General features: G+C 71.2%; 15 protein-coding genes. 12 read left to right on the top strand and 3 right to left on the bottom strand.

What is annotated here, in order from left to right:
- The first annotated feature begins 365 nt into the window (after positions 1–365).
- The 4 genes from FKD65_RS19655 to FKD65_RS19640 all read left to right on the top strand — a co-directional run bounded on the left by FKD65_RS19655 (position 366) and on the right by FKD65_RS19640 (position 3196).
- The gene (locus FKD65_RS19655; RefSeq protein ID WP_168221113.1) at positions 366–956 is read left to right on the top strand and encodes a TetR/AcrR family transcriptional regulator; all 591 of its coding nucleotides are present in this window, start codon (positions 366–368) and stop codon (positions 954–956) included.
- Between the two features lie 84 nt (positions 957–1040).
- Complete coding sequence (locus tag FKD65_RS19650) at positions 1041–1859, top strand: helix-turn-helix domain-containing protein (RefSeq protein WP_141578880.1); 819 nt, start codon at positions 1041–1043, stop codon at positions 1857–1859.
- A gap of 22 nt (positions 1860–1881) precedes the next feature.
- Positions 1882–2184 (top strand): putative quinol monooxygenase, encoded by a 303-nt coding sequence (locus tag FKD65_RS19645; RefSeq protein WP_141578879.1) that lies wholly within the window; start codon positions 1882–1884, stop codon positions 2182–2184.
- A 34-nt stretch (positions 2185–2218) separates the two neighbouring features.
- Positions 2219–3196, top strand: coding sequence for an aldo/keto reductase (locus tag FKD65_RS19640; RefSeq protein ID WP_141578878.1), 978 nt, complete (start codon positions 2219–2221; stop codon positions 3194–3196).
- A 77-nt stretch (positions 3197–3273) separates the two neighbouring features.
- Here the strand turns inward: FKD65_RS19640 and FKD65_RS19635 are convergent, their stop codons facing one another.
- Positions 3274–3858 (bottom strand): TetR/AcrR family transcriptional regulator, encoded by a 585-nt coding sequence (locus FKD65_RS19635; RefSeq protein WP_141578877.1) that lies wholly within the window; start codon positions 3856–3858, stop codon positions 3274–3276.
- A 111-nt stretch (positions 3859–3969) separates the two neighbouring features.
- On the opposite strand from FKD65_RS19635, the gene FKD65_RS19630 reads away from it, so the two are divergent.
- Positions 3970–4842 carry an alpha/beta fold hydrolase gene (locus FKD65_RS19630; protein ID WP_141578876.1) on the top strand — a complete coding sequence of 291 codons (873 nt, stop codon included), beginning with the start codon at positions 3970–3972 and terminating at the stop codon, positions 4840–4842.
- 55 nt (positions 4843–4897) lie between these two features.
- Here FKD65_RS19630 and FKD65_RS19625 read toward each other — a convergent pair whose 3' ends face one another.
- Positions 4898–5515 carry a LysE family translocator gene (locus tag FKD65_RS19625; RefSeq protein ID WP_141578875.1) on the bottom strand — a complete coding sequence of 206 codons (618 nt, stop codon included), beginning with the start codon at positions 5513–5515 and terminating at the stop codon, positions 4898–4900.
- 261 nt (positions 5516–5776) lie between these two features.
- On the opposite strand from FKD65_RS19625, the gene FKD65_RS19620 reads away from it, so the two are divergent.
- The 3 genes from FKD65_RS19620 to FKD65_RS19610 all read left to right on the top strand — a co-directional run bounded on the left by FKD65_RS19620 (position 5777) and on the right by FKD65_RS19610 (position 8446).
- Positions 5777–6766, top strand: coding sequence for a nitronate monooxygenase family protein (locus tag FKD65_RS19620; protein ID WP_141578874.1), 990 nt, complete (start codon positions 5777–5779; stop codon positions 6764–6766).
- Between the two features lie 89 nt (positions 6767–6855).
- A complete protein-coding gene (locus tag FKD65_RS19615; RefSeq protein ID WP_141578873.1) occupies positions 6856–7917 on the top strand; it encodes a type III polyketide synthase in 1062 nt (353 codons plus the stop codon).
- Positions 7918–7921: 4 nt separating this feature from the next.
- Positions 7922–8446 (top strand): isoprenylcysteine carboxyl methyltransferase family protein, encoded by a 525-nt coding sequence (locus tag FKD65_RS19610; RefSeq protein ID WP_141578872.1) that lies wholly within the window; start codon positions 7922–7924, stop codon positions 8444–8446.
- An 80-nt stretch (positions 8447–8526) separates the two neighbouring features.
- On the opposite strand, the gene FKD65_RS19605 is transcribed toward FKD65_RS19610, so the two are convergent.
- Positions 8527–9204 (bottom strand): TetR/AcrR family transcriptional regulator, encoded by a 678-nt coding sequence (locus FKD65_RS19605; RefSeq protein WP_168221112.1) that lies wholly within the window; start codon positions 9202–9204, stop codon positions 8527–8529.
- A 127-nt stretch (positions 9205–9331) separates the two neighbouring features.
- On the opposite strand from FKD65_RS19605, the gene FKD65_RS19600 reads away from it, so the two are divergent.
- The 4 genes from FKD65_RS19600 to FKD65_RS19585 are packed head-to-tail and all read left to right on the top strand — an operon-like array spanning position 9332 to position 13536.
- Positions 9332–10318 carry an alpha/beta hydrolase gene (locus FKD65_RS19600; RefSeq protein ID WP_141578870.1) on the top strand — a complete coding sequence of 329 codons (987 nt, stop codon included), beginning with the start codon at positions 9332–9334 and terminating at the stop codon, positions 10316–10318.
- A 17-nt stretch (positions 10319–10335) separates the two neighbouring features.
- On the top strand, positions 10336–11691 hold the full coding sequence (locus FKD65_RS19595; RefSeq protein ID WP_168221111.1) for an ABC transporter substrate-binding protein: 1356 nt from the start codon (positions 10336–10338) through the stop codon (positions 11689–11691).
- Between the two features lie 43 nt (positions 11692–11734).
- The gene (locus FKD65_RS19590; RefSeq protein WP_205718721.1) at positions 11735–12718 is read left to right on the top strand and encodes a carbohydrate ABC transporter permease; all 984 of its coding nucleotides are present in this window, start codon (positions 11735–11737) and stop codon (positions 12716–12718) included.
- Positions 12715–13536, top strand: coding sequence for a carbohydrate ABC transporter permease (locus tag FKD65_RS19585; RefSeq protein ID WP_240810246.1), 822 nt, complete (start codon positions 12715–12717; stop codon positions 13534–13536). Before FKD65_RS19590 ends, FKD65_RS19585 begins: the two co-directional genes overlap by 4 nt.
- The last annotated feature ends 8 nt before the right edge of the window (positions 13537–13544 follow it).

Below are 13544 nucleotides of genomic sequence, written 5' to 3'. Positions count from 1 at the left end.
CCCCCGGGCCGCCCGGCCGGAGCCGGTTCCTCATCCAGGACGCGGCGCGGTCCGCCGAGTGCCACGTCGGCGGCGTCTAATCGCGGCAACCCGCGCTGTACCGGCGGAGCCATCGAAACTCCATCCCGGCGGGGGGCGGCGCATGACGCCAGGATAGGAGCCGGACAGCGGGCGTGGACCGGTGCGGCCGCCCGGCTCCCTCACCACTTCCGGCCACGATTCAGAGGTGTGGACCGGCCGCCCTCGATCGCCGGGCGAATGGCCTGTCCTGGTCCAGATATGACCGTAAATGTGGGGCTATCCACTGGTGCCGACGGATGTTCCGGGAAGGGGCGAAGAGGAGAGCTCGTCCCGGGAGGGGGACTGTGGCTGCCGAGGAGGAGGCGGAGGAGCGCGAGCTGGTCGTCGAGGCGGCGACCAGGCTCTTCGTGCAGCTCGGATACGACGGCACCACACTCCAGATGATCGGGGAGGTCGCCGGGACGAGCGCGCAGCAGGTCAGCCGTCTCGCGGGGGAGAAGCAGCATCTCTACCTGGAGGTGATGACCCGCTACTACGAGGCCGAGGCCGCGCACCTCAGGGGGGTGATGGAGCGCGTCGTCCCCGACCGGGCCGGCCTGCACTCGCTGGTGGACGGCTACCTGGACTTCTCGGTGGCCCATCCGGAGCTGCGGTCACTGTGGGTCCACCGCTGGCTCGGGGACGCGGCCGACGTGCAGGACGTCGAAGCCCTGTACCGCCCCATGATCGCCGCCCTGGTCGAGATGTTCAGGGCCGCGGTCCGCGCGGACTGCGACCTCGAGCTCGCCCTATGGAACATCATCTGGATCGTGAACGGGTTCATCCACGTGGGCATCGTCGACGCGGAGGGCACCCGCCGCCTCGCGGACCACCCCCCGACCATCCGCCGCTTCCGCACATACATGCACGACATGCTGGACCGCACCGCCTTCTGAAAAGAGAACCGGAACCGAGGTGGGCGTCGGGCCCCAGAGACCGCCCTCCGAGGCCCCATGGGATGGCGTAGGTAGGGTTGGGGTGTGCTCCAGATCGGGCGCGTGTCGCCGGCGGTGGCGCTGCGGGGAATGGTCGAGCGGTACTGGTGGTGCGCCGGCGCGAGAGAGCTGCCGGTGGTGTTCCCGGGGACCGGCGCGGAGTTGTGGATCCACCTGTCGGGCGGCGTAGAGCTGGACGGTGCGCTTCTGCCGCGCGCCCATGTCGTCTGCCTGCGCCGTACGCGCTGGACGCCGAGCCCCCGTGGCGAGGCGGGCTTCGTCGCCGTCCGCTTTCGGGCAGGCGCCTTGCGCCACTTCACCGGGCCGGGTCTGGCGGAGCTGGCCGATCGCGTGGTGAGCGCCGAGGAACTGTGGGGACGGCTCGGGAGCCGGATCGTCGAGCAGGTCGCGGAGGCGGGCCCGCCGCCCGGGACGACGGCCTGGGCGCGGCTGCTCGACCGCGGGCTGGAGGAGTTGCGCCGCTCGCACGGGCGGGAGGAGTCCCGGGTGGACGTCGCCGTCCGGCGCATCCACACCCGTCCCGCGACGACCCGGGTGGACGGGCTGGCGAGGGAGTTGGGGCTGACGACGCGGCAGTTGCAGCGGACGTTCCCCGAAGCCGCGGGTGCGACGCCCAAGGAGTTCCAGCGGCTGGCCCGGTTCCGTTCGGTGGTGCGGCCGCTGCTGCTGGACGGGCGCACGGACTACACGCAGGCCGCGCTGGACGCCGGGTTCTACGACCAGAGCCACTTCATCCGCGAGTTCCGGCGCATCACCGGGGAGCCCCCGATGGCGGTGCTGGGCCGCGGAAGGTCGCATTTCTACTATCCGTCGCTGCCGCGGGGGCCGCAGACTCGGCGCTGACCGAACGACGGGAGGCAGTGCGATGACTGTGGCCATGGCGAAGCTGGAGGCCGTTCCCGGCCGGGCCGACGAGGTGGAGGCGGCGCTGGCCGAGGTGGCGGAGCGAACGGCACGGGAGCCGGGCGCGGTGGCCTACTCGGTGGTCCGCCACGACCAGGTCCGTTTCCTCGTGTACGAGGAGTACGCCGACCAGGCCGCGTGCGATGCCCATTTCTCCGCTCCCTACGTGCAGGAGTTGCTGGAGCGGTTGGCCGAATTGCTGGTCGCCGCTCCTGTGGTGGATTTCGGCGCGAGGGTCGCCGGCTTCCGAGCGCCCGCCGCCTGAACCGCGGCACCCCCGAAAGCCAAGGAGTATTCGAATGTTGAGGCGTGCGTTGGGCGGCCAGGGGGCGGAGGTCTCCGCCATCGGCCTCGGCTGCATGGGTATGACGTTCGGTTACGGCACCGTCGCGCGGGAGCGCGCCGTCGCCACGATCGACCGGGCGCTCGAGCTGGGTGTCACCTTCCTCGACACCTCCGACCACTACGGGCCGGAGACCAACGAGGCGCTGCTGGGAGAGGCCCTCGCCGGCCGCCGTGACCGGGTCGAGCTGGCCACGAAGTTCGGCTCGTACTCACCGGACGGCACCGTCCCGGACGGGCGTCCGGAGCATGTGCGCTGGGCCGTCGACGGGTCCCTCAAGCGGCTCGGCGCCGAGCATGTGGACCTGTACTACCTCCATCGGGTCGACCCGAGGGTGCCGGTGGAGGACACGGTCGGCGCGATGGCGGAGCTGGTCGAGGCCGGAAAGGTGCGCTACCTGGGGCTCAGCGAGGCGTCGGCGGACACGATCCGCCGCGCCCACGCGGTCCATCCTCTGACGGCCGTCCAGAGCGAGTACTCGTTGTGGAGCCGCGACATGGAGAGCGAGGTCATCCCGGTACTGCGCGAGCTGGGAATCGGCTTCGTCCCCTACAGCCCTCTGGGCCGCGGGTTCCTCACGGGGAGCATCAGCGGCCCCGACGACCTCGCGGAGGACGACTTCCGGCGCACCAACCCGCGGTTCCAGGGAGACAGCATCGTCCGCAACCGCGAGCTGGTCGGGCACGTCCAGCGGATCGCGGCCGACCGCGGCGTGACCGCCGCGCAGGTCGCGCTGGCGTGGGTGCTCGCCTCGGTGCCGGACGCCGTCCCGATCCCCGGCACGACCCGGCCGGAACGGGTCGAGCAGAACGCCGCCGCGCTGGACGTCGAACTGACCGAGCGGGAGCGCGGGCTGCTGGACGAGGCCTTCCCGCTGGGAGCCGCGGCGGGCGAGCGCTGGCCGGCCCCCTTCATGACCACCCTGAACGGCTGAGCCGGCCGGTCCCGAGGAGGGGAGACGACCCGGCGCGGTGGGCGCCCTCTGCTCGGGGCCGTTCGGCCACTCGCGGGTCAGGCGCCCACCATGCCGGTGACGAGCCGGGTGACGGTGGCCTCCCCGGTCGTCAGCGCCGCCTCCGGATCCTCGGCGCGGGAGATCATCAGTGCGATCTCGTTCACCGCGGCCAGCAGGACGTGCGCGGTCGTGTCGACCAGTTCCGCCGGGATCCGGCCCTGCCCGGCGGCCTCCGCCAGAAGGGCGCGGATGCCGCCGAGGGTCTGCTCGTCCAGCTCCCGCCAGCGCTCCCAGCCGAGCACGGCGGGCGCGTCGATCAGCATGATCTGCTGCACGGCGGGATCGGCGGCCAGCCGGATCCAGGCCAGGCAGCCCGCCCTCAGCGTGGCTACGGCGTCCCCGGCGTCCCGGACGGCCTCCTGCAACCGCGCGCCGACGTCTTCGCCGAGGTTCTCCATGACGGCCCAGAACAGGGCCTCCTTGCCGGAGAAGTGGTGGTACAGCGAGCCGCGGCTGATCCCCGTCTCGCGCAGCACGGTCTCGATCGAGGTCGCCTCGTAGCCGGCCGTGGCGAAGAGCCCGGTGGCCACGCTGAGGATGCGGTCCCGGGTGGTCCGGCCGCGCTCCCGGTTCTTGTTCACGAACCTCCTCGCCCTTGACAAACCGACTGTCGGTCTAGCAAAACTAGACCAACGATCGGTTTACGTATCCGGCCAGCTTACGGGGCGGTCGCCGCGCCCCCGGGAGGGTTCATGACGCCCGAAGAGTTCGAACGCCACCGCAGGACGGTCCAGACGCCCTCCGGCCCGGTCGGTTACGCCGACACCGGCGGGGACGGTCCCCCCGTCCTGTTCCTGCACGGCCTCGCCACGAGCGGGTATCTCTGGCGTCACGTGGTCGAGCGGCTGGACCGCCGCTGCGTCGTCCCCGACCTGCCGCTGCACGGCACCACGCCGGCGGCGCCGGACCAGGACTTCTCGCTGCCGGGCCTCGCCCGCTTCGTCGGCGACTTCTGCGACGCCCTCGGCCTGGACGGCTTCCACCTCGTCGCCAACGACACGGGTGGCGCGATCGCCCAGGCGTTCGCCGCCCGCAACGCCCACCGCCTCGCCACGCTGACCCTCACCAACTGCGAGACCCACGACAACCTGCCGCCCAGGGCGCTCCTGCCGACGATCATGTTGGCCCGCGCCGGGCTGCTCGCCCGCACCGCCCCGAGGATGCTCCGCAACCTGCCGCGAGCGCGCAGGCAGGTCTACGGGAGCGGCTACCAGGACGTCCGTACGCTGCCGGAGGACGTCGTCCGCGCCTACCTGGAACCGGTCTTCGGCACTCGCGAGTCGGCCCGCACGTTCGAGCGGTTCCTGCTCTCGCTGCACGCCCGCGACCTGCTGGCGATCGAGCCCGACCTCGCCCGGCTGCACGTCCCCACGCTCATCGTCTGGGGCACCGCCGACAAGTTCTTCTCGCTGAAGTGGGCCTACTGGCTCCGGGACACCATCCCGGGCGCGACGAAGGTCGTCGAGCTGGAGGGCGCCAAGCTCTTCTTCCCCGACGAGCGGGCGGCCGACCTCGCCGCCGCGCTCACCGCCCACTGGGCGGCCCGGCCCGGCGCCGCCCTGTGAGCCCTGTGAGCCCTGTGAGCACCTTGAGCCCTGTGAGCACCTTGAGCCCGTCGCTTCACCGTGGTTCGGCCGCCACCCTGCCCCCCAGGGCGACCAGAATCGTCCCGGTCACCATATCCAGGCCACGGCGGATCGACGGCCGGCGCAGCACGTTCCCCATCGTGGCGATGGCGATGCTGTAGCCGATGAGCCACAGCAGTGTCAGCGCACAGAACAGCAGGCCGAGCACCGTCAACGTGAGGAAGTGCGATCCGAACTGGGGGAGCAGGCTGCTGAAGAAGACGGCCATTTTGGGATTGCCTAGATCGCTCAACAATCCGCGACGAAAGCAGCTCGACCGGCTCCTCCGCCGCGCGGGCTCGGCTGTCGCCGCCGTGGCCGGTTCCGCTCTGACGGCGGACCAGAGCGCGTGAAGCCCCAGATAGACCAAGTAGGCGGAGCCGATGTACTTGACCGCAAGGAACGCCGGTTCGGAGGCCACGAGCAAGGCCGAGATCCCCGCGCTGGTGGCGAGCGTCCACAGCGCCTGGCCGCAGAACACGCCGAGCGCCGTCGACACTCCGCCCCGGCGGCCGCCGCTGAACGTTCCGCTGATCGTCACAGCGGTGTCGGGGCCCGGCGTCACGATCACCACCATCGATACGCCGAGAAAAGCAAGTAGCGATGTGAGCATCTCACCTACCTCGATGCGGGCTCGCTGGAGCTATGACGACCCAGGCTTCCGCCGAAGCCGTCCCCAAGATTGCCGGTGCGTGTCTCGCAGCGTCAACGCCTATTGTCCGTCGGCCGCGGCGCGCCTTTCGCCGGACAGGCTCCGAGATGCGGTCTTCGGCGAGGTCCGTGTTCCGCAGCGAGAGAGGTGCCGTCCAATCCGCTTCGGGGACGGGCGTACGATCGTTGGCCGTCAAAGATCTGGTCGATCGAGGGGGCCGGGATGACCGGGAAGTTGAAGACGCCGTTGTGCGATCGGCTGGGCATCGAAGTGCCGGTGGTCCAGGCGCCGATCGGATCGGCCGCGACACCCGAATTGGCCGCCGCGGTCTCGGCGGCGGGCGGGCTGGGTTCGCTGGCGTTGACGTGGGTCGACGCCGCCGAGGCCGTGCGGCAGGTCCGGAGAGTCGCCGAACTCACCGACAGGCCGTTCGCCGTGAACCTCGTCCTGGACTTTCCCGTCGATGACGTCCTGGCAGCCTGTCTGGCCGAAGGGGTGCCCGTCATCTCGACCTTCTGGGGCGACCCGGCGGCCGTGACCGCTCGCGTCCACCAGGCCGGGGCGCTCCATGTGCACACCATCGGCTCGGTGGGCGAGGCCGTGGACGCGGTCCGCGCGGGCGTGGACGCGGTGGTGGCCCAGGGCTGGGAGGCCGGCGGCCATGTGCGCGGCCAGGTCACCACCATGGCGCTGGTGCCCGCCGTGGTGGACGCGGTCGGCCCGACCCCGGTGATCGCCGCCGGGGGCATCGCGGACGGGCGCGGACTGGCCGCGGCCCTGGTGCTCGGCGCGCAGGCGGGCTGGCTGGGCACCCGGTTCCTGACCGCGGACGAGGCCGCCAGCCACCCCGTCTACCGGGAGGCCGTCGTGCGCGCCGCCCCCGAGGACAGCGTCCACACCAGGTGTTTCGACGGCGGCTGGCCCGACGCCCCCCACCGCTCGCTGCGCAACGCCACCCTGACCGCCTGGGAGGAGGCAGGACGCCCCGCCGCGCCCGACCGTCCGGGCGAGGGCACGGCCATCGCCAGTGACGCCCAGGGCGGCACCCATTTGCGCTACGACGACATGGTGCCGGTCAAGGGCATGAACGGAGACCTCGCAGCGCTGGCCCTGTACGCCGGGCAGAGCACGGGCCTGGTAGGCGACCAGGCCCCCGCGGCCGAGATCGTCGCGACCATCACCGCCCAGGCCGCCCGAGCCCTCCAGGGCTAGCCGCGCTCTCCTTCGCCGTCCCGATCCTCGACCGCTGGTACAAGACGTGCTGGTGGGGAAGGAGGCAGAGGGGTGGCTTAGGGGGAGTTGTGCATGTAGGCGCTGTGCAGACCGTCCTGCCGGAACATCACTACGACCAGGGTGAGATCACCGAGGCCGTCGTCGGGGCCACCGCCGCCGATCGGCGGGTGGTGGAGCGTTTCCACTCCGCCACCCGCGTGATGGGCCGGTACCTGGCCCTGCCGATCGAGACGTACGCGAACCTCGACGGCTTCACCACGGCGAACGGCGCCTACGTCGAGACCGCGCTGTCGCTCGGGGAACGGGCCGTCCGGGGCGCGCTGGAGGCGTCGGGGGTCGAGGCCTCGCAGGTCGATCAGCTGGTCTTCTGCTCCTCCACGGGGGTCGCCACCCCCTCGCTGGACGCGACCCTGGCCCAGCGCCTGGGCCTGCGGGACGACGTCAAGCGGGTGCCGATCTTCGGCCTGGGATGCGCCGCCGGCGCGGCGGGGCTGTCGCGGCTGCACGACTACCTGCGCGCGTGGCCCGACCAGGTGGCGGTGCTGATCTGCGTCGAGCTGTGCTCGCTGACGGCCCAGCGCGACGACGGCTCGCTGGCCAACCTCGTGGCCAGCGGCCTGTTCGGGGACGGTGCCGCGGCCGCCGTGGCGGTCGGAGCCTACCGGAAGGCCGGGACGAGGGGCCCGGACCCCTGGGGGCCCCAGGTCGTCGCGACCCGCAGCAAGCTCTACCCCGGCACCCAGAGGCTCATGGGATGGGACGTCGGTGAGCACGGCTTCCGGATCGTCCTGGCCGCCGACCTGGTCGACCACGTCGAGGCCACGCTGGCCGGAGACGTCGCCGCCTTCCTCGCCGAGCACGGCCTGTCCCCCGGCGAGGTGCCCTCGTGGGTCTGCCATCCGGGAGGGCCGAAGGTGATCGAGACGATCGCCAAGGCCTTCGCCCTCGAGAACGGCGAACTCGACCTGACGTGGGACTCCCTGGGAAGGCTCGGCAACCTCTCCTCGGTCTCGGTGCTCAACGTGCTGCAGCAGACGATCGAACGCCGCCGCCCGCCGGAGGGCGACCCCGGGCTGCTGCTGGCGCTCGGCCCCGGGTTCTCCGCCGAGATGCTCCTGCTGCGCTGGTGAACCCGTGATCGGGTTCACGCTGCTCATCGCGCTCGTCGGAGCCGAGCGCCTCGCCGAGCTGGTCGTGGCCCGCCGCAACGAGAGGTGGGCCCGGAGCAAGGGCGGCATCGAGTACGGCCGCGGACACTACCCGGGCATCGTCGCCGCCCATACGGGCCTGCTCGGCGGCGCCCTCCTCGAGGCGTGGCTGCTCGACCGCCCCTTCGTCCCCCTGCTGGGCTGGTCGATGCTGGGCGTGACCGTCCTGGCCCAGGCGCTGCGCTGGTGGTGCATCGCCGCACTCGGCAAACGGTGGAACACCCGGGTGATCATCGTTCCGGACCTGCCACTGGTGGACAGGGGCCCCTACCGCCGCTTCCGCCACCCCAACTACGTCGCGGTCGTCGCAGAGGGCGTCGCCCTGCCGCTCGTGCACACCTGCTGGATCACCGCCCTGCTGTTCACCCTCGTGAACCTGGGCCTCCTGAGGACCCGCATCAGAACCGAGAACGCCGCCCTCCGACAAGCCGCCGCCACCACCCCGTCCTGACGCCATGCTGCGCCCCTGTCACCGGGCGACCCCAGCATCACCCGCTTGATCGGCGTCCCTGAGCGGCACACCCGGCCTGGTTAGGACGACGATGACCGGGATGCGCTCGAATGCGCCCTGGAGGAGGCTGCCTCGGGGGCCAAGAGGGCGGTCTGCTGCGCCGCCCACTGGGCGGCGGCCTCAGCGACCGGAATCGTAGGGTTCACCAGCCACGCCGCCTCAAGGCCGTAGCAGAACGCGATGATCTCCATGGCCTTCAGCCGAGGGTCCACGTCGTCGCGCATCTCGCCGCGCTGCTGGGCGGACCGCAGCGTCGCCGCGACACGGTCGATCGTCGTGTGATAGCCCTCGGCCAGGCGGGGGTGGAGATCGGTGTCCTTGCCGACGTTCTCCGCGAGCACCACCGTGTTCAGGCCGATCAGGCTGTACACGCTGTCGTCGTGCGGCCGGCTCGGCCAGTCGGCCATGTGCCTCGCGATGATCCACACGATCCCGAGGCCGGGATCGGGCTGCTCGGCCCACAGCCACTGCTCGGTGAACGCCACGTAGCGATCGAGCACGGCGTTGAGCAGCGCCTCCTTGGTGCCGAAGTGATACAGCAGCCCGGCCTGCGACACGCCTGCTTCGGCCGCGATGTCGCTGAGGCTGGTGCCCCGCGCTCCGTTGCGCGCGATGAACCGCACGGCGACCTCGACGATGCGCTCCCGAGTCTCGATGCCCTTGGCCGACGAAGTCTTGGGCCTTGGGGAAGGGGGCACGGCTGGTTCTCCCTCGCGCTGACGAAAGGTCGGCTCGAGTATAGACAACTGACTGAGTACTCAGTAACCTCCCGGAAACAGACTGAACGATCAGTCAGTCTTGAGTTCACGCAGATGGGGGGACCGAGTGAGCGCAGAGTCCGGGCAGAAAGGGGCGGACGTCCACGATGGGGACGCGCCGCCTCAGCCGCACGAGCAGGTCCGCGGGTTCCTCGCGGGCTCGACGCCGCCGCCCGACCCCTGGACCGCCGACATCGCCACCCTGCGTGCGGACTCGCGCGCACGGGTCCTCGCGGTGACGGGCGAGCCGCAACCCGTGGCGTCCGTCGAGGCGATCGACGCGGACGGCGTCGGAGGCCGGCTCTACCGGCCCACCGGCACGGAGCGGGCCGTGCTCGTCTGGGCACATGGCGGCGGCTGGATCCACGGCGACCTGGACACCGCCGACGGGGTGGCCCGGGCCCTGGCGAACCGGGGCGGGTGCGCCGTGCTCTCCGTCGACTACCGGCTCGCGCCCGAGCACCCGTTCCCCGCCGGCTTCGACGACGTCTGGACCGCCGTCCGGTGGGCGCGAGGCGCCTTCGACGGCGTCGCCGTCGGCGGGGACAGCTCGGGGGGCAACCTCGCGGCCGCGGCGGCCCTCAAGGCTCGCGACGACGGGGTCGAGATGGCCGCTCAGCTGCTCGTCTACCCCGTGCTCGACAGCACGGAGGACACCGGCCACAAGCTCGCGTTCAAGCGGCGGTACGCCCGCTTCGCCGGCCGGCCGGGCTTCGGTCCCGACACCTACCGGCGCCTCCAGCACATCTGGGAGACCTACGTCCCCGATCCGGCGCTGCGCCGCCGGCCGTACGCGTCGCCGCTTCACGCGCCGTCACTGGCGGGCGTCGCACCCGCGCTGATCATCACCGCCGAACACGACTTTCTCCGTGGCGAGGCCGAGGACTACACCGCTCGCCTGCGGGCCGAGGGCGTGCCCGTCGAGCTGCGCGAGTACGCCGGCCAGATCCACGGCTTCTTCGAGATGTTCAGCGTGATGACCGACTCGCACCACGCCGTCGGCGTCGCCGGGGATGCCCTGCGTCGCGCCTTTCGGCACCTGGACCCCCTCTAGACCGCGAAGGAATTCCCGTGCGATCACTGACCCACTACCGCAGGGCCGCCGTGACGGCCGCCGTCGCGGCGGCCGGAGTGCTGCTCGCCACCGCGTGCGCACCGGGCGCGACGTCCGAGGCGGACAAGCCGTCCAAGCCGGTGAACACAGGCATCGGCACCAAGCCCGTCACGCTGAACCTGCTCGTCACCAGCGGAACGGACGTGCCGTTCTTCACGGCTCTCGGCAAGCTGTTCCACGCGGAGCACGCCAACGTCACCGTCAAGGTGACCAGCCAGGACTACGGCGCGCTGACCACGAACATCGCGCACATCCTCGCCGGCAGCGAAGTGCCGGACCTGGTCCGGGTCCCCCAGTTCGGCAACCTGGTCAACAACCGCCTCCTGACGAACCTCGACCCCTATGCGAAGGCCTACGGCTGGGACGGCTGGCCGCAGTCGCAGTTCGCCGCGACCCGCGTCGCGGCCGACGGCAAGCAGCGCGGAACGGGCTCGCTGTACGGTGCCGGTCCGGGCTTCGGCCTCACGGGCGTGTACTACGACAAAGCGCTCGCGCAGCGGATCGGGATGGCCCGGCCCCCGGCGACGGTCGCCGAGTTCGAGGGGCTCCTCGCCAAGGCCAGGAGCGCCGGGCTTCAGCCGCTGATGACCAACGGCAAGGACGGGGGGACCGTGTACCCGTTGCAGAACCTGCAGATGGCCTACGCGGGCAACGCCCAGGGCGTCCAGGACTGGAACTTCGCCAAGCCCGGCGCGAACATCGACACGCCCGCGACGGTGAAGGCCGCCACCACGCTGCACCGCTGGGCCCAGGCCGGTTACCTGCCGGCCGATGTGAACGCCATCGACCAGACCAAGGCGCCCGCCGAATTCACCAAGGGCAAGACCGTCTTCTTCCCCAGCGGGAACTGGCAGGCCCCCGGCCTGGACAAGACCGGCCCCGGCAGGTTCGGTTTCTTCCTCTTCCCGCCCGGCGAGGCCGGCGGTTCCTCCTGGGCGATGACCGCCCCCGCCACCTTGGGGATCCCGGCGAAGTCGCCGCACGCGGACGTCGCGGCCGCGTTCCTCGACTTCGTCCAGACCGACCCCCGGGCCCGGCAGGACACGGTGACCCTGGGCGGCCTCGTCCCGGCCGGGCCGGCGGACGCCACCGTGCCGACCGCGCCGGCCGGATCGGCCGTCGCCGCGACCGTCTCGGCGTTCCAGACCCTGCTGAAGAGCGACGGGTTGGTGGGGTTCATGGCCGATGCCACCGCGTCGATCCACGTGAACACCCTGGTGCCGCAGACGCAGCTCCTGCTGAGCGGCAAGACGTCGCCGAAGGCGTTCGCGGCCAAGGTCCAGGACGACTATGAGCGCGATCTCGGGCGCTGACGCCGCCCCCGGCGATCCGGTCCGGTCCCTATCGGGAGGCCCAATGTCGACGATCTCCAATCCGCCCGGGACGGGCAGGGCTTCGACCAAGCCGGCCCTGCGGAGCACGGCGGACGCCGGCGCAGGCCCCGCGTCCGGTGAGTCGGGCCGGCGTTCCCGGCGAGCCGGGGCCCGCCAGTGGAGCGCACTGCTCTGGGTGGCGCCGGGGTTCGGAATGTACGCGGTCTTCGTGCTGTACCCGATGTTCCAGTCGGTGCAGTATTCCTTCTACGACTGGGACGGCATCGGCACGGCCACCCCGGCGGGGCTGGACAACTGGAAGGCGCTCGTCACCCGGGCGGAGCTTCTGCACTCCGTCGAAAACGCCTTCGTCCTGGTCGTGTTCTACACCGTGCTCCCGGTCGGACTCGGTCTGGTCGCGGCGACGCTCATCCGGGAGCTCAAGCCGGGCCCGTTCAACACCGTCGCCCGGGTGGTCCTCTTCATCCCCCAGGTGTTGCCGCTCGTCGCGGCCGGCATCGCGTGGACGTGGATGTACTCCTCGGACGGGCTCGTCAACCAGATCCTGCGGGCGTTCGGTCTCGGTTCGCACACGCGGGCGTGGCTCGGTGACTTCACGTTCGCCCTCCCGGCCGTCGGGGTGATCGGCGTGTGGGTGATGCTCGGTTTCTGCACGGTGCTGATGCTCGCCGGCATCGGCAAGATCGACCCGTCCCTGTACGAGGCCGCCCGGCTGGACGGCGCGGGACGGTTCCGCGAGTTCTTCGCCGTGACGCTGCCCGGGCTGCGTCAGGAACTCGTCGTCTGCACGACGTTCACCATGATCGCCGCCCTGGCCAGCTTCGACGTGATCCAGATCTCGACCCAGGGAGGACCGGGCTACCAGACGATGGTCCCCGGCGTGGAGATCTACCGGCTCACGTTCCTCCAGCAGCACGTCGGCCAGGCGTCCGCGCTGGCGGTGTTCCTGGCCGTCCTCGTCCTCGTCGTCATCTGGCCGATCCAGCGCCTGGGGAGGCAGAAGTGAGGACCCCCGCCGCGCAGCGCGCCGCCCGCACCGCCATCCTGCTCGCGCTGATGCTGTTCGCCGTCCTGCCGCTGGTCAGCATGTTCACCACGGCCCTCGCGGCACCGGGCAGCTCTCCGCAGGGAATCAGCTGGCCGGCCCACCCGCACTGGCACAACTTCCGGGACGCGTGGAGCGCCGCGAACTTCCTCGCCCTGTTCCGTTCCAGCGCTCTGATCGTGTTGGGCGTCGTCCCGGCCACCGTGGCGATGGCCACCGCCGCGGGCTACGCGCTCGCCCAGCTGAAGGTGCCCGGCGGAAAGGCGATCTACGCCGTACTGCTCGTGGGCCTCACCCTGCCGGTCGAGGCGCTCATCACCCCGCTCTACTACAACATCCAGAGCATGGGCCTGCTGGGAACGCGGTCGGCGATCGTCCTGCCGCTCATCGGGCTGCTGATGCCGTTCGGCGTCTTCTGGATGCGGGCCCACTTCCTCGGCGCGGAGACCGCGCTCACGGAGGCGGCGAAGATCGACGGCGCCGGCACCTGGCAGACCTTCCGCCGCATCCACCTGCCGCTGGCCACTCCGGCCCTGTCCGCGCTCTCGGTCCTGTTCTTCCTCGCCACCTGGAACCAGTACCTGCTGCCGCTCGTCCTCGTCGACGACCCGGCGAAGCGCACGGTGGCCGGGGGACTCGGCGCCTTCCAGGGCCAGTACGGCACCGACACCGTCCTGCTCTGCGCCGGATCACTGCTGATCATCCTGCCCTCACTGGTGATCTTCCTGTTCTTCCAGCGCAACTTCGTCAAGGCCCTGCTGCAAGGGGCCGTCAAATGAACGGGCCC

The organism is Actinomadura sp. WMMA1423, assembly GCF_006547145.1.
Taxonomy (GTDB): domain Bacteria; phylum Actinomycetota; class Actinomycetes; order Streptosporangiales; family Streptosporangiaceae; genus Spirillospora.
Note: the sequence above shows the minus strand (reverse complement) of the source record. Positions and strands in the feature narration are given on the sequence as shown.

Coding starts and splice junctions, on each gene's coding strand:
- FKD65_RS19620 (WP_141578874.1), top strand. CDS start 5,777: ATGACCGGGAAGTTGAAGACGCCGTTGTGCGATCGGCTGGGCATCGAA.
- FKD65_RS19640 (WP_141578878.1), top strand. CDS start 2,219: ATGTTGAGGCGTGCGTTGGGCGGCCAGGGGGCGGAGGTCTCCGCCATC.
- FKD65_RS19625 (WP_141578875.1), bottom strand. CDS start 5,515: ATGCTCACATCGCTACTTGCTTTTCTCGGCGTATCGATGGTGGTGATC.
- FKD65_RS19590 (WP_205718721.1), top strand. CDS start 11,735: ATGTCGACGATCTCCAATCCGCCCGGGACGGGCAGGGCTTCGACCAAG.
- FKD65_RS19630 (WP_141578876.1), top strand. CDS start 3,970: ATGACGCCCGAAGAGTTCGAACGCCACCGCAGGACGGTCCAGACGCCC.
- FKD65_RS19645 (WP_141578879.1), top strand. CDS start 1,882: ATGACTGTGGCCATGGCGAAGCTGGAGGCCGTTCCCGGCCGGGCCGAC.